Here is an 18,502-nt window from a genome sequence, read left to right on the forward strand (position 1 = left end):
ATATTCCATTTAATTATAGGCAAGGATTTTTAGAAATTAACCATTAATTTTTGTACGGAGGAACTAAGAATTTTGAAAATAGAGTGCGGCATTAGACCGAAATAAATAATTAAAAAACACAGAGGAGCGATCGCAATTATTTCATATGCGTATAAATCTTTAAAACTTAGAATCTCTTTATTATTTATCTCTCCGAGCATCACTTCTTTATATAATTTTAGCATATAAATTGCTCCAAGAATTATCCCAAGTGCTGCCAGGAAAGCAGCTAATATATTAACGTGATAAATACCGAGTAAACTTAAAAGCTCTCCTATAAAACCGCTACTGCCAGGCAAACCAATAGAGCCAAGCATTGCAATCATGAAAAAAACAGCAAGCAAAGGCATTTTACTGGCTACTCCGCCATATTGGGCTATTTCTTTCGTGTGTAGTCTTTCATACAAAGTACCGACTATCAGAAATAAACAGGAAGATATCACGCCGTGGCTAAGCATCTGAAATAAGGCTCCTTTAATTCCGGCTTCCGTAAGACTAAAGATACCTGCCGTGACATATCCCATATGAGCAACTGATGAATAAGCAATCATTTTTTTCATATCCTTTTGCGCTAGGGCAACAAGTGAGGCGTATATTATTGCTAAAATACTTAAAGCCAACACATAAATGGCAAATTCTTTGGAAGCTATAGGCAGTAAAGGCAGTAAAACACGCAAAAAACCGTATCCGCCGAGCTTTAACAATATGCCGGCAAGTATTACTGAACCAGCTGTCGGTGCTTGAACGTGAGCATCAGGAAGCCAAGTATGAAACGGCAGCATTGGAATTTTTACGGCAAAGGCTATAAAAATACCCCACCATAAAATTTGTTGTGCAAATAATGGTAAATTAGTAAGTGAGCTGCCTAACTCTACTAAATTGAAACTATGAAACTTACTATAAATATAAATTAATGATAGCAAGAAAAACACTGAACCAAAGAAAGTGTATAAAAAGAATTTAAGAGCTGCATAAACTCTATTTTCCCCTCCCCATACTCCAATAATAATATACATCGGGATTAATATTATTTCGAAAAAAAGATAAAACAGCAATAAATTAACTGAAGTAAATGCACCGATGCAAAAGGATTCCATTAGTAAAAAGCATAGTAGATATTCTTTTATGTGTTTTTTAACGGTAAATAAACTGGCTATTATACAAATAAGAGTAAGAAAAGAAGTCAAAACTACGAATAATATTGATATGCCATCAATACCAACATGAAATTCAAGCCCGATTTTCCTAATCCAGCTGTAACGCTCAACAAACTGATAAGAAGGGTTCTTTGAATTAAATTCTATTAATATATAGATGGTTGAGATAAAAGTTAATACAGAGCTAAGCACCGCCACATACATTGTATGTATACTCTTCTGCTTTGAAAAATTGGCTTTGTAAAACTGTGAAGAACTGGCATGCTCACTTATTAAGGATAAGCTGCGCGTGCTCGCTTCTTGTTTTACATTCCGATTTTCCAAATCATTTGAGTATATTTGAGTATTTTGCTTTTTGTTCTGACTAGTAAACAGCATTATGTATAATGCACTTATTAAAGGCAAAAAAATACTAATTGATATAATCGGTAACTGTAACATTTGAGACTCTAAAATATTTTTTATCCTATGCCATTCCCGCAAGACATTGTTACGTGAATAACCTAAACGTCCTCGGTGTCATTCCCTCGAAAGAGGGAATCTACTTAACAATATAGCAAAAGTTAGATACCAGCTTTCGCTGGTATGACACCAAAAATTCGAGCTACACAACAAGGTTTTCAGTCGCTTGCAATGACGTTTAGGTATCTACGCAACAATACCTGCGCAGGAATGACAGCGAAGAGCTATTGCTTCTACTCATCCAGAAATAACAAACAATCCTATAAAAAAAGTAATTACACTAACAACAAATAACACTATATATAGCGTATAATTAAAAACATAACCCGTTTGGGTTTTACTTGCTAGAAAGCCAAAACAATTAACAATTTTTGAAAAGCCTTCAGGTCCGAAACGATCAATTATTTTTTGATCGCTAAAGTAAAATAAGCGGCTAATTTGAATAAGAAACTTTACTATTATTAGTTCATAAATCTCATCAAAATAATATTTGTTTTTTAATATATTTTCTATAAAGCCAGCTTTTTTATCTAATCTAATTTTGTGGTAAAAACAAATACCTATAATAATCCCTATTATACCGACTATCATAGGCAGTAATTTAATATATAGCGGCGGATGATTCATTAGTAATCTATAACTATTCAGGCTAAATATACTCTCATGAAAATAGCCGCCTGGCTTATCTATTGATAGTAAATAATAACCAATCATACCGGAAAAAAAGCTACCAGCTACTAATATTGTCAATGGACTATTCATAATTTTCGGCGATTCATGAGCATGTTCAAAAACGTCATGTACTAATTTGGTTTTACCGTGAAATACTAGCATTATAATTTTCATTGAGTATATTGCAGTCAAGACTGCGGCAATAATACCGAATATAAACATAAATGAGCCGGCGCTATAGACTGACTCTAAAATTAAATCTTTTGAATAGAAGCCGGCTAACGGATAAATACCAATCAAAGCCAGCGAGCCTATTAAGAAATTACTATAAGTAACAGGCATTTTATCACGAAGTCCACCCATTTTGAAGATATCCTGTTCATGTACTGCATGGATTACACTACCAGCTGACAAGAATAATAATGCCTTAAAAAAGGCATGCGTAATCAAATGAAATATGGCAATATTATAAGCAGATACGCCGCAAGCGAGGAACATATAACCCAGTTGGCTACATGTTGAGTAAGCAATGATTTTTTTGATATCGCTTTGTGCAATGGCAATAGTTGCCGCAAATAAGCAAGTGGTCCCGCCAATAATAGTGATAAATTGTAAAATAGCCGGACTATATTCAAATAAGTAGGAGCAGCGAGCTACTAAAAACACTCCTGCCGTTACCATAGTTGCTGCGTGAATAAGAGCAGATACTGGTGTTGGACCTTCCATCGCATCAGGCAGCCAAACATGCAAACCTATTTGCGCCGATTTACCCATGCAACCGATGAATAACAGTAAACAGATAATATCTAACCTTGAAGGTAAGAAACCAAATAAGTTAATCGAAGTATTGGCAAGTTCTTTGGCAGCTAGGAATACATCCTGAAAATTTGCTGAATGACAATAGAAAATAATAGCAATAATGCCTAAGATAAAAGCAAAATCCCCTACCCTATTTACAATAAACGCTTTAATAGCCGCTTTATTTGCCGCTTCTTTTTTATACCAGAAACCGATTAACAAATATGAACAAAGTCCAACCCCTTCCCAGCCAAAAAATAACTGTAGAAAATTATCGGCGGATACTAGCATCAACATAAAGAAAGTGAAAAGCGATAGAAATGAAAGAAATTTAGTTAGCCCTTTGTCTTCCCTCATATAGCCAAGCGAATAGACATGCACTACGCTAGATACGCATGTCACTACCAAAAACATAATACTAGTCAGCTGGTCAACGTAAATTGCCCAATTTACCTTAAATTTAGCAATTTCAAACCACTTACCTAAAGTAATATGTAATATATTTTGATTCAACCCCGTATAATAAAATATGTATAACGAAAATAGTGCTGAAATAATTATAGCACTACTAGAAATTATAGACGCATATTTCTTGTTTATTACCTGGCATAACATGCCGTTGATAACAGCTGAAGCTAACGGCAGCATTACAATTAATACGGCAATAGTTTCGTGCATCTCACCCCTTCATCTGATTAACATCTGCTACTTCAATCGAGCCTTTATTACGGAAATATACCAATAATATAGCAAGACCGATAGAAGTCTCGGCAGCCGCAATCGTCAAAATTATTATACTAAAAACTTGCCCTGATAGCTCTTGCATATGTACGGAAAACGCCACAAAATTTATATTCACTGCAAGCAGCATCAACTCGATCGACATCAATATCGTAATAATATTTTTGCGGTGCATAAATAGCCCAAGCATACCAATAGTAAAGACCAAGCAGCTTACGATTAGATAATGTTCAAGCCCGATAGAATTATTCATAGTGTTGCTATCTTTCTATTGTGTAAGGTCATTTTCGCATTTTCTTATGTCATTCCCGCGGAGGCGGGAATCCAGAAAAATTAAGCTAAAGATGCTATGAAATTTATTATTTTCTGGATTGCCACGCTCCTTTCAGTCGCTCGCAATGACGTTTGGGGTATCTACGCAACAATGCCTCCTCGCAATGACGATTCTAGTATAACTCTTATTCATACTCAATCCCCTCTACTCCCTTATTTAAATCAGGGCTAGTCATTAATACAGCATTAGCTTTATTCTTACTATTTTGCTCTGATATATTTTGCCTTTTCACGCCTGAACGTTTCTGAAGCGTTAACGTAATACATGAAACCATTGCTACAAATAAGATAATACCTGCTATTTGAAACGGCAATATAAAATCGGTATAAAGTACCGCTCCTATTGCTTCAGTATTGGTAATATTATTCGGTATAACAAATAATTTATCAGAATTAAAATTAATATTTTTAGTGCCGAGCAGAATAATAATCATTAAATCGATGAACATAACTAATGCTACCACGATACTTAAAAATAAATTTTCCTTTAGATGCGATATTGTGGCAGTTAAATTAGTATCCAACATCATTATTACGAATAAAAACAATACGGCTACCGCACCGACATAAATAATAATTAGCATCATCGCTAAAAACTCGGCGCCGAGAAGTATCATTAAACCGGAACCGTTACAAAATGCAAAAATCAGCCACAAAACCGAATAAACGGGATTTTTGCTTATAACTACGCAAATACTGCTTATAGTAATGAATGTAGCAAATAAATAAAAAAATATCGGCATAATGTTTTTGTTTATATTTTGTTTTCTATGTCATTCTTGTGCAAACGTTGTTGCGTGGCTCAATAAAAGCAGCAGTATGTCATTCCCGCGAAGGCGGGAATCCAGAAAAAACTTAATAAAAAGACTGGATGCCGTGATCAAGTCACGGCATGCCACCGCACGCAATCAAGACATTTTCAGCCCTATTATAGATATTATCATGGTAGTTATAAAAAATATTCTCATTGTGGTGTAAGGTTCATTAAAATACAAAATTCCTATTATAGCGGCTCCTGTCGCTCCCATCCCTGTCCATACTCCATAAGCAGTTCCTAAAGGAATTTTATTCAAAGTTCTTGTTAAACAAAGAAAGCTTAATAGCGAAAATATTAAAAATGCTACGGTAGGTTTTAATTTAGTAAAACCTTCCGATAACTTTAAAGATACGGTAAATGCTACTTCAAATAAACCAGCTATTATAAGTAAAACCCACGCCCCTGCCATATTTATTACCTATGTTTATACTCTTGATGTAACTTAATCGCCAGCTCTTGCTCCCATATATCACCGTTTCGAAGTAATCGCTCCTTATCATAAAGTAGTTCTGTATGAGTAAGGGTAGCAAACTCAAAATTAGGTCCTTCAACTATTGCATCTACAGGGCAAGCCTCCTGACACAACCCGCAATAAATACACTTTGTCATATCGATATCATAACGAGTAGTCCGGCGGCTACCATCCTCTCGCTCATCTGCTTCTATTATTATCGCTTGTGCCGGACAAATTGCCTCACAAAGTTTGCAGGCGATACAACGCTCTTCGCCATTTTCGTAACGCCTAAGCGCATGCTCCCCTTTAAATCTTGGGCTTATCGGACTTTTTTCATAAGGATAATTAATTGTGACTTTTGACTTGAACAAATATTTCAAAGTCAGTGCCAAACCCTTTATTATCTCAAATAAAAAAAATGACTTTAAATAATTTATCATTTTGAAATTATTCCATTAAAATTTTGTTCACAGAGCCTAAGTAATTCTTTAATAGCGGGAACGTAATCTCTTATTCGTTTATAGATTTCATCTGCAAGTTTTTCATCATAAGTATGCGATGTCATATTGCGATCAACAAGCATATAAATCCATAGATTTTCATCACTTATCATACCGACAGTAAAAGCCTCTTTGAGAATTTCTTTAGGATAGTTAAGAATTATTCCCTTTTGAGCAAAATATTCTTTCAAAAATTTCCATGCAAGTTCAAAAGTAAAATCAAATCTTTGAATTGTTGCATCAATATAAGCTCGGTCTTCTGTTATAGGCTTTAAATAAATAGCTTCAAGTTTTACAAAAGCTTTACAAAAATTTTCAAACTTAATTTTTATTTTTGACATATATGATTTTTTTGTTCTTTAATATATTTTCATAAAGCTCCGCACTTATTTTGAGAGGCTCAAACCTAACACAATCTATTTTTAAAAGGGTATCGGCGTTTTCTATAATATCTATGATTTTTAGCCATTCTTGATCCGTAATATTAGGACAAATAATTGCAAGGTCAATATCAGAAAGCTTGTGATTGTCACCTCTAGCACGAGAGCCAAAAAGCCATATTTCCTTTACAAACGGCAAAAATTTTAATTTCTCAATAAAAAAGTATGATTTAATATTTTTACTCATTCATAATTTTACTATTTCGGTAAATTATCCGTATACATCAACACGCTTGACATTAGTATAACCCAAAATAAAGTTAACGGCAAAAATACTTTCCATCCCAAACGCATTAGCTGATCATAGCGATATCTCGGCAAGGTTGCCCTGATCCATAAAAAACAGAATAATAAAAATCCGACTTTTAAAGCAAACCAAATGAAACCCGGAATAAAAGCCAGCCGTGATATATTAAAAGGCGGTAAGTAACCCCCTAAAAAGAACGTTGTAGTAATTGCGCTAACTAATATCATATTAGCATATTCGCCCAAGAAGAATAAGGCAAATCCCATAGAAGAATATTCAACGTTATAGCCCGCTACTAGCTCTGACTCCGCTTCTGGTAAATCAAAAGGTAATCTGTTAGTTTCCGCTAGAACTGAAATAAAAAATACAACACACATAGGTAGTAACATTAAATCTATCCACCACGGCAGGTTTTTTTGTGTTTCAATAATCTCGGTTAAATTAAGACTGCCGGTAGTCAGTAATACGGTAACAATTACTAGCCCCATCGATACTTCGTAAGAAATCATTTGCGCTGATGAACGGATAGCACCAAGAAATGCGTATTTCGAATTACTCGCCCAGCCGGCAATAATAATGCCATAAATACTTAGGGAAGAAATCGCTAAAATATACAAAACACCGACATTTATATCGGCAAGCACTATGCCTTTACTAAAAGGTATTACTGCCCAACCGATAAGGCTTAAGATAAAAGTAATCATCGGCGCAATGATAAATAATATTTTATCGGCGTTAGTCGGGATAATAGGCTCTTTAAATAGTAATTTAACTGCATCGGCGATAGGCTGCAACAAACCGAAAGGCCCAACGACATTTGGACCTCTTCGTAACTGCATTAATCCAATCACTCGACGCTCCGCATATGTTAAATACGCAACACATAATATTAAAGGGAGAGTAATCGCAATTACTTTCAATGCTATAAGTATTAACGGGAAAGTATATTCGAAAAAAAGCTCTAGCATAAGAGTACTCCTGATATATCAGTATTGTACTCTTTTATGTTATTCCTCATGCTACTTTCTCTCTTTCCTGCTTCGCCTGCACGCATTTCGCCATAGTAACCGAAGCTCTGCTAATTACGTCTGTCATATAATAATTGATGGGCGGCATTACTATGTCATCTTTTACCACCTTATCTTTAGAGCTAAATTTAGCAAATTTATTTGCTATAATTTTATTTATATTAGCAAATACAGGATATTCTTTTTCAAGCTTGCTTCTTACTTCTTGTAAATCGCTTACGACAATATCTATTTTTAAATGGTCAGCCAGATTTTTAATAATTAACCATTCTTCTTTAGCTTCTCCGACCCGCTCTACTGCTTTGTTCGATATTTGCGGTCTTCCCTCTAAATTGACATAAATACCGCTCTGCTCCGTATAAGCAGCACTTGGTAAGATTACATCAGCCTTGCTAGCGCCTAAGTCTCCATGGTGACCTTGATATACGATAAAAGCCGATTTTAGTTTATCAAAATCAATTTCATCGGCTCCTAGCAAATAGACTAATTTTATTTCTTCTTTTTCTGCTTTGACTAAAATCTCGTTGGTGGTAATAGAGTTAAAACCGATATCAAACCCACCAACCATAGAAGCATGATTATGTAGTATATTGAAACCGCTCCAATCTTCCCGTACAATATTATATTTATCAATAATTTTATGGATAAGCGCTAAAATAGCATAGCCATCACTTCGTGAATATACCCCATCACCAATTATAATCATTGGATATTTTGCTTGACTTAAATCTTGCGCAAACTCATGTACCCCATCAGCCAAATCTTTAATTATCTCTACGCTATTTCCCAGCTCCTGAATTTTGTACGTTTGGTCATGCCCCTTGCCAATCCTTGCAACTTTTAATGAACCATGTCGTTGCATTTTACCAATTCGACTATTTAACACCGGCGCTATCTGTCTTGGATTCGCGCCTATTAATAGACATAAATCAGCTTTCTCAATACCTGCAATGCTGGTGTTAAACAAATAATTTCCTCGGCTTGAGGCGTCAATTTTATAATCAAACTGATTAACGTTAAAATTATTACAACCAAGCTTCTGCAGTAAAATTTTTAGTAAATACATAGATTCAACAGGTACAAGCTGACCTGCAATAGCTGCTATTTGATTCCCTTGGAATGATTTTATTTTATTGGCTACAACTTTTAAAGCTTCACTCCAACTTGCTTCGACCAATTTACCGTTTTTCCGTATATATGGACAATCTAAACGTTGATATTTTAAGCCATCATAACTAAAGCGAATTTTATCCGAAATCCATTCTTCGTTAATTTCTTCATTAACACGGGGTAATATCCTCATTACTTCTGCGCCCCTGCTATCAATACGGATATTGGTACCTTCTGCATCTAGCACCCCTATACCATCGGTATGCTTCAGCTCCCAGCTGCGAGCTTTAAAGGCGTATGGCTTGGAGTTTAAAGCACCGACCGGACAAATATCGATCATATTACCAGAAATTTCAGAATCTAAACTTTGCTCTAAATATGAAGTTACTTCCATATGCTCACCTCTACCGATAGCTCCCATCTCTTCAACACCCGCTATATCATTTGCAAATCTAATACATCTAGTGCATTGTATACATCTAGTCATTGCCGTTTTTATGAGCGGCCCCATATATTTATCTTTAATGGTTCTCTTATTCTCGTGGAACCTGTTAGTGCCTTTACCATATTTAAAAGCCTGATCTTGCAAATCACACTCCCCGCCCTGATCACAAATAGGGCAATCTAGAGGATGGTTAATGAGTAAAAACTCCATCACCCCTTCGCGAGCCTTTTTTACCATTGGTGTATCAGTATGAATTACCATACCATTACCAGCAGGCATTGCACAGGATGCTATAGGCTTTGGCGATTTTTCCATTTCAACCAGGCACATACGACAATTGCCGGCAATTTTCAGCCTCTCATGATAACAGAAATGCGGGATTTCTATACCCGCTTTTGTACAGGCCTGAAAAACCGTACTACCTTCCGGCACTTCTATCTCCTGAGTATTTATAGTAAGTTTGATCATTTTTATTTAATCCAAAATGTCTCAGGATTTGGGTGAGGCCAGTCGTTCAATAAATATTTAAAACCTACGGCAAGTCGTAGTAAAAACCAAATAGCTATGATACAATATAATATAAATCCGATAAGGATTATCATAGTAACTGTTGATATGATATAGCCGATAAATGCAAGCCAAAAGGTACGAAATAAAAATATATAATGGCTTGATAAAAATCTATCGCTAACATCCTTATTAACATAAGCGAAAAATGCACCGACTATCGCTAATAAAGGGGCAACGATTCCACATAAAAATAGGATGTATACTATAATTAGGTTTTTCTTACCCGGGTTGGTGTATTCTTTTATTTGTTTATCCATATATTTGTTCCTTTTTATGTCCTTCCCGCGAAGGCGGGAATCCAGAAAAATCTTTGCCTAAATCTTTCCAATCAGGATTGATTTTTTCTATTAATTTTATTTTCCAACCACGATTCCATTTCTTTAATACTTTTTCTCTAGCAAGTGCTTCTTTAATATCAGCAAATTCTTCTGTATAGACAAGCTTTATAACATTATATTTTGCTGTAAATCCCTTAATTGCTTTGTGCTTATGTTCATAAGTACGACGCAGTATATTATTGGTAATACCAATATATAAAGTACCGTTGCGATCAGAACATAATATATATACCCAATACATTATTAGTATTTTTGTTTTACTTTTTCCTGGATTCCCGCTTTCGCAGGAATGACATCGAGCGCTTTTAAGAGCCATGCAACAACGCTAACGCCGCGCGGGAATGACATTGAATACGTTTATACTCTCCTTAAATTCTCCACCACCAAATGCATTATACTACCGTGCTTTATATAATTTATCTCATTATCTGTAAATATTTGCAATATTAGATCACAAGTTTCTACAATCTCGTTTTGTCTTTTTACCACACATTTAAGCTTTTGATAAGGCTTTATTTGATCATTTAAGCCTTCAATATTAATAACCTCTGATCCGTCTAACTGCAAATCTTTTCTGGTCATTCCGTTGGTAAAAATCAACGGCAAAATCCCCATACCTACTAAATTCGAGCGATGAATTCTTTCAAAACTTTCAGCAATTACGGCTTTCACACCCAGTAGCTGCGGTCCTTTCGCTGCCCAATCTCTTGAAGAACCTGTACCATACTCTTTTCCGGCAAAAATTACTAATGGAATATTGTGCGCTTTATAATCCATTGCCGCCTCAAAAATACTTACTTGTCGATTATCTAAATAATCTACGGTAACTCCGCCTTCAACTCCGCTGCAAATTTCATTTTTTATACGAATATTGGCAAAGGTTCCACGCATCATTACTTCGTGATTGCCCCGACGTGATCCATAAGAATTAAAATCCGTAGAAACTATATTATGATCGGTTAAATACTTAGCAGCCGGGCTTAACTTACTGATATTACCAGCCGGTGAAATATGATCTGTAGTAATAGAATCTCCAAAAATAGCAAGAATTCGTGCCGCAGTTATATTATGTACTCCTTCTATTTTATTTTCAAAATAAGGCGGGTTTTGTATATAAGTACTTTCTTTGCGCCAATTGTAAGTTGCTGCATTGCTAATTTTTAATTCCTGCCATTCTTTGGGCCCAACAAATATATCAGAATATTTATTGATAAACATAGAGGAATTAATTGAATTTTTAATCACCTGCTCTATCTCCTGCCTTGTCGGCCAAATATCTTTTAGATAAATATTTTCTTTTATAGGCCGGCTAGTAAGATCCATATTCATAGTACCGGTCAAGGCATACGCTACTACTAATAATGGCGATGCAAGGTAATTTGCCCTGGTTAACGGATTTATTCTACCTTCAAAATTTCTATTACCCGAAAGAACCGAAGCAACAACTAACTGATTCTTATTGATAGCTTCTTCTATTTCCGGCATAAGCGGACCCGAATTACCTATGCAGGTAGTGCAGCCGTAACCAACCAAGCTAAATCCCAGTTCGTTAAGATATTTATCAAGACCGCTGGCTTTTAAATATTCCGTCACTACTTTTGAACCAGGAGCAAGCGAGGTTTTCACCCATGGCTTAGTCGCAAGCCCTAACTCTACTGCTTTTTTAGCGAGCAATCCGGCACCAATCATTACATAAGGATTTGAGGTATTAGTGCAGCTAGTAATCGCCGCAATTACCACATCACCATTGCCGAGAGTATAATCTTTATTACTAACTGAATATTTTTTATCTATATCAGCTTCATTTAACGCAAGTGCTGGTAATTCCTTTTTAAAATTATCTGCAACATTTTCCAAAATAATTCTATCTTGCGGACGTCTTGGACCTGCCAAAGAAGAACGAATTAGGTTTAAATCTAATTCTAAAATATCACTATATTCAGCATCTTCGCCTGCTTCATACCATAAATTTTGTACTTTTGCATATTGCTCTACTAATTTAATATGTGCAGCATCTCTACCGGTTAGTTCCAAATATTTTAAAGTTTCGTTATCTATCGGGAAAAAACCGCAGGTAGCGCCGTATTCAGGAGCCATATTAGCAATAGTTGCTCGATCGGCAAGTGAAAGAGAGGTAAGGCCTTCGCCGTAAAATTCTACAAATTTTCCGACTACTTTTTTCTCTCTAAGTAACTCCGTTACTGTCAACACAAGATCGGTAGCGGTAGCCGTACCGGTTAATTTACCGCTTAATTTCACGCCGATTACTTCCGGTAAAATCATCGATAACGGCTGCCCAAGCATTGCTGCCTCTGCTTCAATTCCTCCGACTCCCCAGCCAAGAACGGCAAGAGCATTAACCATTGTAGTGTGGCTGTCCGTACCGACTAACGTATCGGGATAAGCAATATTTACGCCTTCTTCTTCCCTTGTCCATATGACTTTTGCTAAATATTCTAAATTTACCTGATGACAAATTCCGGTACCTGGCGGGACTACTCTAAAATTATCAAATGCTTGCTGCCCCCATTTTAGAAATTCATACCGCTCTATATTACGAGTCATTTCCATTTGAACATTTTTATCAAATGAATTATCAGAAGCATAATAATCAACACTTACTGAATGGTCTATTACAAGATCTACAGGGATAAGCGGATTAATTTTTAACGGGTCCCCATCTAGTTTTTTCATAGCATCACGCATAGCAGCTAAATCGACAACAGCAGGTACCCCTGTAAAATCCTGCATTAAAACCCTGGTCGGCATAAAATCTATTTCTGCTTCTGATTTTTTATTTATTAACCATTTTTTAAAAACTAGCAAATTTTGTTCAAGACCATGACAACGCAATATATTTTCAAATAACACTCTTAAACTAACAGGCAACTTTTTAAGCGGCAGATTAATATCACTTGCGGCTTTATTAATATCAAATATTTTATATATAATATTATCTACTAATAATTCCTTAACATATTTTGAATTATTGGCTTTAGTCATCCTGTCCTCAAATTAAATCACTTTAGTTAGCCTACAAGAAAAAACAAATATTTTAAATGATTTAATTTATTTGCTCAAAAAAATATTTAATTTTAATTTCCTTGTATAATTTTCTTTCAAAAATTATTAAAAATAATGGATTAGTTCATATACATATGATATTATACGTATACTACACGTATACAGAAATATTTTATGCAAAAAAAATTAACAATTTCTATAGATGAAACAGTTTATTATAAATTACACTCAATGATCGGTGAACGAAAAATTAGTAAATTTATAGAAGGTTTAGTGAAACCGTATTTAATTAATGAACAACTTGCAGCTGCTTATTACGCTATGGCTAAGGACACGCAGAGAGAACAAGAAGCACAGGAGTGGATAGAAGGATTAAGCCAGGATGAATTTGATGAAAAGAGGTGAAGTATGGTGGGTAGATTTCGATCCTTCAATTGGAGGAGAAATAAATAAAACTAGACCTGCAGTAATTATTAGCAACGATTATTCTAATCAAGCATTAAATAGAATACAAGTTGTACCTTTAACAAATAATACTAGTAAATGTTATCCTTGTGAAGCTTATGTAATAATAAGTGGTAAACAAAGTAAAGCTATGACTGATCAAATAATGACTGTAAGTAAAGTAAGGTTAAAATCTAAAATTACAACGGTTTCTAATGATGATATGCAATTAATTATATATGCTCTTAAAATACAATTAAGTTTATGACTACAGGTTTCTTAAATGCTCTCATTTCATCAACTAAAATTTAATATTGCGCAAAGAAACTTATTTAACTTAAATATTACCTTTTTGCCCTCTTCTATTGTTTGTGTGCAAGGGATTAATGGTTCAGGAAAAACTTCTCTTCTTAAAATGATTGCACATATTATGCAACCAACTAGCGGAAATATTTTTTATAAAAATATAGATTGCAATATTCTAGGAAAGCCTTACTGCAACTATATTGGGCATAATTTGGGTTTAAAAGCTGAATTAACTGTTTTTGATAATCTTAAATTTTGGTCAGAAATTTATAATTCCCCTGAAACTCTTGAGGCAGCAATACATTATTTTAAATTATATGAGTTGTTAAATGAAAAATGTTATAAATTGTCTAAGGGCACTCAAAAAACGGTGGCATTAGCAAGACTTATTGCCTGCCAATCTGATTTATGGTTACTAGATGAAGTAGAAACTCATTTAAGTAAAGAAAATCGGGATTTGTTAAATAATTTGATTGTTATGAAAGCAAATAGCGGTGGGATAATTTTTTTAACTTCACATACGGGAACAACAATTAAATCTGCTCAAATATTGAATCTAAATCGTCATTGTGAGCAACTATAAGCATTGTTGCAGGGTTCTAAAAAAGTGCCCTATGTCATTCCCGCGAAGGCGGGAATCCAGTCTTGTCATGCTGAACTTGTTTCAGCATCTTTTTTAGTAGATTCTGAAATAAATTCAGAATGACTATTTTTTTCTGGATTCCCGCCTTCGCGGGAATGACATAGAATATGCTTTAACCTATCCTCGCGATGACGCTGTACTATTTTTTCTTTTGTATATTTTCAGCAGCCTGATGCACATTTTCAGCCACATTTTTATTTACGGCCTCTAATATCTTTGCAGAAGATTCATAAGCAATATTTGCTAATTCTTTTGCATTATTCATAGAGGTTTCATAAACCGATTTTAAACATTTTTTCTGACACTCGGATGTGTGATTTAAATCTCCGGAGCTCATTGCTTCCTTAGTGGAATTTAAAATATCATTAACATTACTTTGTAAAATCTCGGAATTTTTTTTAATTAGTGCCTGCATGCTTTCAGTAGCTATTTGATTAGTCGTTGTAAAAATATTCATGACTTTTTGCATGGTGCCGGCAACAGAGGAAAGATCAACATTAGGCATATTTTTTATGGAATTCATATAAGATTCCGGATTCATATAAGATTTCATCATATCCAAAAATTGTGTATTATTTAACATTACCTTTCTCCTAAAAATATTGTTTAGATTAGTTTAATTATAGTTTACCGTTAAGCCGGATTACGTTATTTACATAACCTTTTGCACTATTAACAAGGTTTTTTAATTAGCTTTAAAATTAATTTTGTTAACGGTGCTTTTATATTATTTATGCTAACATTTATAAAAATATGAGTCAACATAGTAATATTTATTATTTCATGTTAAGATATATTATCAAATTATTAAAGTTGTAATGATGCTACTAGATACACAAACTAAAGAATTAATAGATAAGTGGCAAAAATATCTTAAATTACAAAAAAATTATTCTGATCACACTATTACCTCCTATAGTAATGATCTTAAACATTTTCTAGAATTTATGAATTATTATAATTCAGAATTAGTAACAGTTAGTAGTATAGAGGAAGCAGATATAAGATTTATAAGAAGCTGGTTATCAAAAAGGCATTGTGATAATTTTACCGCTTCTTCTATTGCCAGAGGGCTATCTGCTGTAAAAAACTTCTATAAATTTTTAGAAAAAACAATTCAGATAAATTCTCATATTATTTTCTCCGTAAAATCCCCTAGAAAAAGTAAATTATTACCTAAGGCTTTATCGCAAGAAGAAGCTACTATATCCCTTGAACATATTAATGAATTTACTAATATTGAATGGCTAGAACTTAGAAACAAGGCACTTCTTATACTTATTTATGCATCGGGATTACGTATTTCGGAAGCATTGGCTATTACTAAAACTCACTTAGAAAATTTAGATTTTATTAAGATAAGAGGCAAAGCTAGTAAAGAGAGAGTTATCCCTTGGTTACCTGTAGTCCGCAGCTTAATCGAGGAATATTTAAAATTACTACCTTATGATTTGCAACCTCAAGAACCAATATTTAGAGGTAAACAAGGCAAAAAGCTACAACCTCCGGTTTTTAATCGAGAGCTTATTAAGTTGAGACGTTTTTACGGTCTACCGGAACACTTGACTGCTCATTCATTTAGACATAGCTTTGCTTCTCATTTACTAGAAAACGGTGCTGATCTCCGCTCTATTCAAGAATTATTAGGTCATAAAAGTTTATCTACTACCCAAAATTATACCAAAACAAGTATTAAACATTTAGAAGCGGTATATAATGCTACTCATCCTATTAAACAAGAAAAAATACCTTAAACATAATAATCTTCTTGCTTTAATTTAAAATTATATATTATATTACTTTAAAGTTTTACACTTGAGAAATTAATATGCCTAAACTTACATTACCGCCAGGTTATACGCCTTCTAATGAAGAAGATTATATGAATCCTTTTCAACTAGAATATTTTAGACAAAAACTTTTAGAATGGAAAGATTCTCTATTAGGCGAATCGAGAGACACTTTAAATCATCTTAAAGAAGAAAATTTGAACGAACCAGACTTTAACGATCGCGCTTCGAGTGAAACAGGTAGGGCTTTTGAACTGCGTACTAGAGATAGATACCGTAAATTACTTGATAAAATAGAAGAAGCTTTATTGCGTATAGAAAATAAAGATTACGGTTATTGTGAAGAAACAGGTGAACCGATCGGCGTAAAGCGTCTTGAAGCAAGACCGATTGCTACATTGTGTATTGAAGCACAAGAGCGACATGAGAATTACGAAAAAAATCATTTAGACGAACCAAATCGCTAAATAAAAAACCACACATTTCTAAGTATAAATTTATTTCATTCTAGTTCAAACGGGAACCCGGAAAAATATCCTCAACTTCAAGAGTTATCAACTTTATTGCATGGCTCAAATTTTGGTGTCATACCGGTGAAAGCCGGTATTTAACTTTATATTATATTTTTAAGTAAATTCCCTCTTTCGAGGGAATGACACCACTTATAAAAATTAGAGATTTATTTTAAGCTTTAAAGTCCCGCTCTGAGCTTGATATTTTTTCGCAAGGTTTAAACCGTAGTGAAAACCATACTCCATTCTACCTTTTTTAATCTCTATACCTGCCCCTAAATCATATAGTATTTTAGTAGATTTAGGAGTAGGTACAGGCAGCGGATTTTTAACACCGCTAAGCTCTGCAACAACTGGCGGCGTTTTACCTTTAAAGTCGTAATTAATAAAGGCGTGTACTTGCGGTCTTATTAAAAACTCGCCTTTATAAAAGGTGGTTTTAATTTCTCCACCAGCTATTCCTTCAAGTTTATTATATTGACGCCTCTTGATAGTTAAGTTCTGGAATGACGTACCATATTCCTGATGACCGGTATCTTTTATTTTAGCAAGTCTAAGCCCAACCATTGGCGATAAAGTTGTTTCATTCCATAAATAATTATATCCCCCCACTACTTGACCACTGTAAGAATAAGAACGATATTTAGAGCGTGCATTTTCTAAACCGTTTATTATATTACGGATCTCCTGAGTTTTGATGGTACTACGTGAATACGACGTTATACCTTCTATAAACAGGTTATTTACGAAGTTATATAAACCATATATAGAAAACATATCCGTGTTAACTTTAGTATGATTACCAGCCTTAGCACCTTGGTAATTTAACTTAGTATCAACTTTCGTATAAGCGGCTCCAGCTACTATATTATCATTTATTAAAGCATCAACCCCGATCGATCCCCCAACAGATTTTGTTTTATAACCCATAAGATTATGCTGTGCCTTTTGTGTGGCTCTACCAAGATAAGGAGCGCCCCATAAACCATACGCAACTTCATTACTATCACAATCACCGGCACCGACTGCTTCTCCTCTTCTACGAGAAACACCTTGATCCTGTTCTGCAGGTACGCTATCTGAAGAGCTTTCGGCACCTCTAATTTTAGAAGTTCGCTCAGAGATATCTTGAGTACCGGCATTCGTGTTACTTCTTGCTGCATTAAACCCATCATTTGGGTTAGTAGTTACAGCTCCTGTACTTGCCGCACTGGAACCTACACTACTGCTACTGCTAATACTATTATCCCTACCAGTTTCAATAACCGGCATAGCATTATTAGAGCTACCCCCTACTCTACTACTACCAATATTACCATTATTAGTATTTGTAGAAGAACCTCCAAAGGTATTGCTACCAGTAGAATTTGAGGTAGATGCCGGAATATTAGTATTTCCTATAGTAGCTCCCGATGAGCTCGTAGCTGAGGTACCAGCGTTGTTGCCACTACGTCCGCTAGTACCTATATTAGCACCGGTTGAGCTGGAAGCATTTGGGCTTACACCGCTATTACCTATATTGCCGCCTTGAACTCCAGAATTTCCGGTATTCGAGCCACCAAATCCAGAAGGTGAATTAGAAGTTGACCCGATTGATGGAGCATAACCGCCACTGCCAGGATTAACTGAACT

At 34.7% G+C, this 18,502-nt stretch carries 20 protein-coding genes; 5 read left to right on the forward strand and 15 right to left on the reverse strand.

Annotated elements, in window-relative coordinates:
* Window positions 1–29: 29 nt before the first annotated feature.
* From OTR29_RS06135 to acnA, 13 genes are all read right to left on the reverse strand, one after another.
* Window positions 30–1,637: an NADH-quinone oxidoreductase subunit M gene (locus tag OTR29_RS06135; RefSeq protein WP_422230032.1), complete on the reverse strand. Its 1,608-nt coding sequence runs from the start codon at window positions 1,635–1,637 to the stop codon at window positions 30–32.
* Between the two features lie 258 nt (window positions 1,638–1,895).
* On the reverse strand, window positions 1,896–3,806 hold the full coding sequence (gene nuoL / locus OTR29_RS06140) for an NADH-quinone oxidoreductase subunit L (protein WP_422230034.1): 1,911 nt from the start codon (window positions 3,804–3,806) through the stop codon (window positions 1,896–1,898).
* Between the two features lies 1 nt (window position 3,807).
* Window positions 3,808–4,122: an NADH-quinone oxidoreductase subunit NuoK gene (nuoK, locus tag OTR29_RS06145; protein WP_422230036.1), complete on the reverse strand. Its 315-nt coding sequence runs from the start codon at window positions 4,120–4,122 to the stop codon at window positions 3,808–3,810.
* A gap of 205 nt (window positions 4,123–4,327) precedes the next feature.
* Window positions 4,328–4,945: an NADH-quinone oxidoreductase subunit J gene (locus tag OTR29_RS06150; RefSeq protein WP_422230037.1), complete on the reverse strand. Its 618-nt coding sequence runs from the start codon at window positions 4,943–4,945 to the stop codon at window positions 4,328–4,330.
* Window positions 4,946–5,110: 165 nt separating this feature from the next.
* Entirely contained in the window at window positions 5,111–5,428 is a 318-nt protein-coding gene (locus tag OTR29_RS06155; protein ID WP_422230040.1) for a DMT family transporter, read from the reverse strand.
* A 5-nt stretch (window positions 5,429–5,433) separates the two neighbouring features.
* Window positions 5,434–5,913 (reverse strand): NADH-quinone oxidoreductase subunit NuoI, encoded by a 480-nt coding sequence (gene nuoI, locus OTR29_RS06160; protein ID WP_422230041.1) that lies wholly within the window; start codon window positions 5,911–5,913, stop codon window positions 5,434–5,436.
* Window positions 5,910–6,314: an HI0074 family nucleotidyltransferase substrate-binding subunit gene (locus OTR29_RS06165; protein WP_422230043.1), complete on the reverse strand. Its 405-nt coding sequence runs from the start codon at window positions 6,312–6,314 to the stop codon at window positions 5,910–5,912. The genes nuoI and OTR29_RS06165 overlap by 4 nt, the downstream gene beginning before the upstream one ends.
* Window positions 6,295–6,600, reverse strand: coding sequence for a nucleotidyltransferase domain-containing protein (locus OTR29_RS06170; RefSeq protein ID WP_422230045.1), 306 nt, complete (start codon window positions 6,598–6,600; stop codon window positions 6,295–6,297). Before OTR29_RS06170 ends, OTR29_RS06165 begins: the two co-directional genes overlap by 20 nt.
* A gap of 11 nt (window positions 6,601–6,611) precedes the next feature.
* Window positions 6,612–7,628, reverse strand: a complete 1,017-nt coding sequence (nuoH, locus tag OTR29_RS06175) for an NADH-quinone oxidoreductase subunit NuoH (protein WP_422230047.1) — start codon at window positions 7,626–7,628, stop codon at window positions 6,612–6,614.
* A gap of 46 nt (window positions 7,629–7,674) precedes the next feature.
* Window positions 7,675–9,711, reverse strand: coding sequence for an NADH-quinone oxidoreductase subunit NuoG (nuoG, locus tag OTR29_RS06180; RefSeq protein WP_422230049.1), 2,037 nt, complete (start codon window positions 9,709–9,711; stop codon window positions 7,675–7,677).
* A gap of 2 nt (window positions 9,712–9,713) precedes the next feature.
* Window positions 9,714–10,070, reverse strand: coding sequence for a DUF4870 family protein (locus OTR29_RS06185; protein WP_422230051.1), 357 nt, complete (start codon window positions 10,068–10,070; stop codon window positions 9,714–9,716).
* Window positions 10,063–10,392 carry a GIY-YIG nuclease family protein gene (locus OTR29_RS06190; RefSeq protein ID WP_422230066.1) on the reverse strand — a complete coding sequence of 110 codons (330 nt, stop codon included), beginning with the start codon at window positions 10,390–10,392 and terminating at the stop codon, window positions 10,063–10,065. The genes OTR29_RS06185 and OTR29_RS06190 overlap by 8 nt, the downstream gene beginning before the upstream one ends.
* Window positions 10,393–10,508: 116 nt before the next feature.
* On the reverse strand, window positions 10,509–13,154 hold the full coding sequence (gene acnA / locus OTR29_RS06195) for an aconitate hydratase AcnA (protein WP_422230053.1): 2,646 nt from the start codon (window positions 13,152–13,154) through the stop codon (window positions 10,509–10,511).
* Window positions 13,155–13,349: 195 nt separating this feature from the next.
* Here acnA and OTR29_RS06200 point away from each other — a divergent pair, with 195 nt between their 5' ends.
* The 3 genes from OTR29_RS06200 to ccmA are packed head-to-tail and all read left to right on the forward strand — an operon-like array spanning window position 13,350 to window position 14,508.
* Complete coding sequence (locus OTR29_RS06200) at window positions 13,350–13,580, forward strand: hypothetical protein (RefSeq protein WP_422230055.1); 231 nt, start codon at window positions 13,350–13,352, stop codon at window positions 13,578–13,580.
* A complete protein-coding gene (locus tag OTR29_RS06205; protein ID WP_422230056.1) occupies window positions 13,567–13,887 on the forward strand; it encodes a type II toxin-antitoxin system PemK/MazF family toxin in 321 nt (106 codons plus the stop codon). The genes OTR29_RS06200 and OTR29_RS06205 overlap by 14 nt, the downstream gene beginning before the upstream one ends.
* Before the next feature lie 15 nt (window positions 13,888–13,902).
* Entirely contained in the window at window positions 13,903–14,508 is a 606-nt protein-coding gene (gene ccmA, locus OTR29_RS06210; RefSeq protein WP_422230058.1) for a heme ABC exporter ATP-binding protein CcmA, read from the forward strand.
* Window positions 14,509–14,707: 199 nt separating this feature from the next.
* Here the strand turns inward: ccmA and OTR29_RS06215 are convergent, their stop codons facing one another.
* Window positions 14,708–15,151, reverse strand: a complete 444-nt coding sequence (locus tag OTR29_RS06215) for a phasin family protein (protein WP_422230060.1) — start codon at window positions 15,149–15,151, stop codon at window positions 14,708–14,710.
* 238 nt (window positions 15,152–15,389) lie between these two features.
* Here OTR29_RS06215 and OTR29_RS06220 point away from each other — a divergent pair, with 238 nt between their 5' ends.
* Both OTR29_RS06220 and dksA read left to right on the forward strand, forming a co-directional pair.
* A complete protein-coding gene (locus tag OTR29_RS06220) occupies window positions 15,390–16,322 on the forward strand; it encodes a tyrosine recombinase XerC (RefSeq protein ID WP_422230068.1) in 933 nt (310 codons plus the stop codon).
* A gap of 74 nt (window positions 16,323–16,396) precedes the next feature.
* Window positions 16,397–16,825, forward strand: coding sequence for an RNA polymerase-binding protein DksA (dksA, locus tag OTR29_RS06225; protein WP_422230062.1), 429 nt, complete (start codon window positions 16,397–16,399; stop codon window positions 16,823–16,825).
* A 204-nt stretch (window positions 16,826–17,029) separates the two neighbouring features.
* On the opposite strand, the gene OTR29_RS06230 is transcribed toward dksA, so the two are convergent.
* Window positions 17,030–18,502 (reverse strand): autotransporter family protein (locus OTR29_RS06230; RefSeq protein ID WP_422230064.1); only part of this gene is annotated, 1,473 nt, incomplete at its 5' end.

Origin of the sequence: Rickettsia endosymbiont of Halotydeus destructor (assembly GCF_049278075.1) — a bacterium.
Taxonomy (GTDB): Bacteria; Pseudomonadota; Alphaproteobacteria; order Rickettsiales; family Rickettsiaceae; genus Rickettsia.

Bases quoted from the DNA above. Each gene is read 5' to 3' on its own strand.
- OTR29_RS06155 (WP_422230040.1), bottom strand. From the start codon at position 5,428: ATGGCAGGGGCGTGGGTTTTACTTATAATAGCTGGTTTATTTGAAGTA.
- OTR29_RS06190 (WP_422230066.1), bottom strand. From the start codon at position 10,392: ATGTATTGGGTATATATATTATGTTCTGATCGCAACGGTACTTTATAT.
- dksA (WP_422230062.1), top strand. From the start codon at position 16,397: ATGCCTAAACTTACATTACCGCCAGGTTATACGCCTTCTAATGAAGAA.
- ccmA (WP_422230058.1), top strand. From the start codon at position 13,903: ATGCTCTCATTTCATCAACTAAAATTTAATATTGCGCAAAGAAACTTA.
- OTR29_RS06200 (WP_422230055.1), top strand. From the start codon at position 13,350: ATGCAAAAAAAATTAACAATTTCTATAGATGAAACAGTTTATTATAAA.
- OTR29_RS06135 (WP_422230032.1), bottom strand. From the start codon at position 1,637: ATGTTACAGTTACCGATTATATCAATTAGTATTTTTTTGCCTTTAATA.
- OTR29_RS06170 (WP_422230045.1), bottom strand. From the start codon at position 6,600: ATGAGTAAAAATATTAAATCATACTTTTTTATTGAGAAATTAAAATTT.
- OTR29_RS06220 (WP_422230068.1), top strand. From the start codon at position 15,390: ATGCTACTAGATACACAAACTAAAGAATTAATAGATAAGTGGCAAAAA.
- nuoK (WP_422230036.1), bottom strand. From the start codon at position 4,122: ATGAATAATTCTATCGGGCTTGAACATTATCTAATCGTAAGCTGCTTG.
- OTR29_RS06215 (WP_422230060.1), bottom strand. From the start codon at position 15,151: ATGTTAAATAATACACAATTTTTGGATATGATGAAATCTTATATGAAT.
- OTR29_RS06150 (WP_422230037.1), bottom strand. From the start codon at position 4,945: ATGCCGATATTTTTTTATTTATTTGCTACATTCATTACTATAAGCAGT.
- nuoL (WP_422230034.1), bottom strand. From the start codon at position 3,806: ATGCACGAAACTATTGCCGTATTAATTGTAATGCTGCCGTTAGCTTCA.
- nuoH (WP_422230047.1), bottom strand. From the start codon at position 7,628: ATGCTAGAGCTTTTTTTCGAATATACTTTCCCGTTAATACTTATAGCA.
- nuoI (WP_422230041.1), bottom strand. From the start codon at position 5,913: ATGATAAATTATTTAAAGTCATTTTTTTTATTTGAGATAATAAAGGGT.
- OTR29_RS06185 (WP_422230051.1), bottom strand. From the start codon at position 10,070: ATGGATAAACAAATAAAAGAATACACCAACCCGGGTAAGAAAAACCTA.
- OTR29_RS06205 (WP_422230056.1), top strand. From the start codon at position 13,567: ATGAAAAGAGGTGAAGTATGGTGGGTAGATTTCGATCCTTCAATTGGA.
- OTR29_RS06165 (WP_422230043.1), bottom strand. From the start codon at position 6,314: ATGTCAAAAATAAAAATTAAGTTTGAAAATTTTTGTAAAGCTTTTGTA.
- acnA (WP_422230053.1), bottom strand. From the start codon at position 13,154: ATGACTAAAGCCAATAATTCAAAATATGTTAAGGAATTATTAGTAGAT.
- nuoG (WP_422230049.1), bottom strand. From the start codon at position 9,711: ATGATCAAACTTACTATAAATACTCAGGAGATAGAAGTGCCGGAAGGT.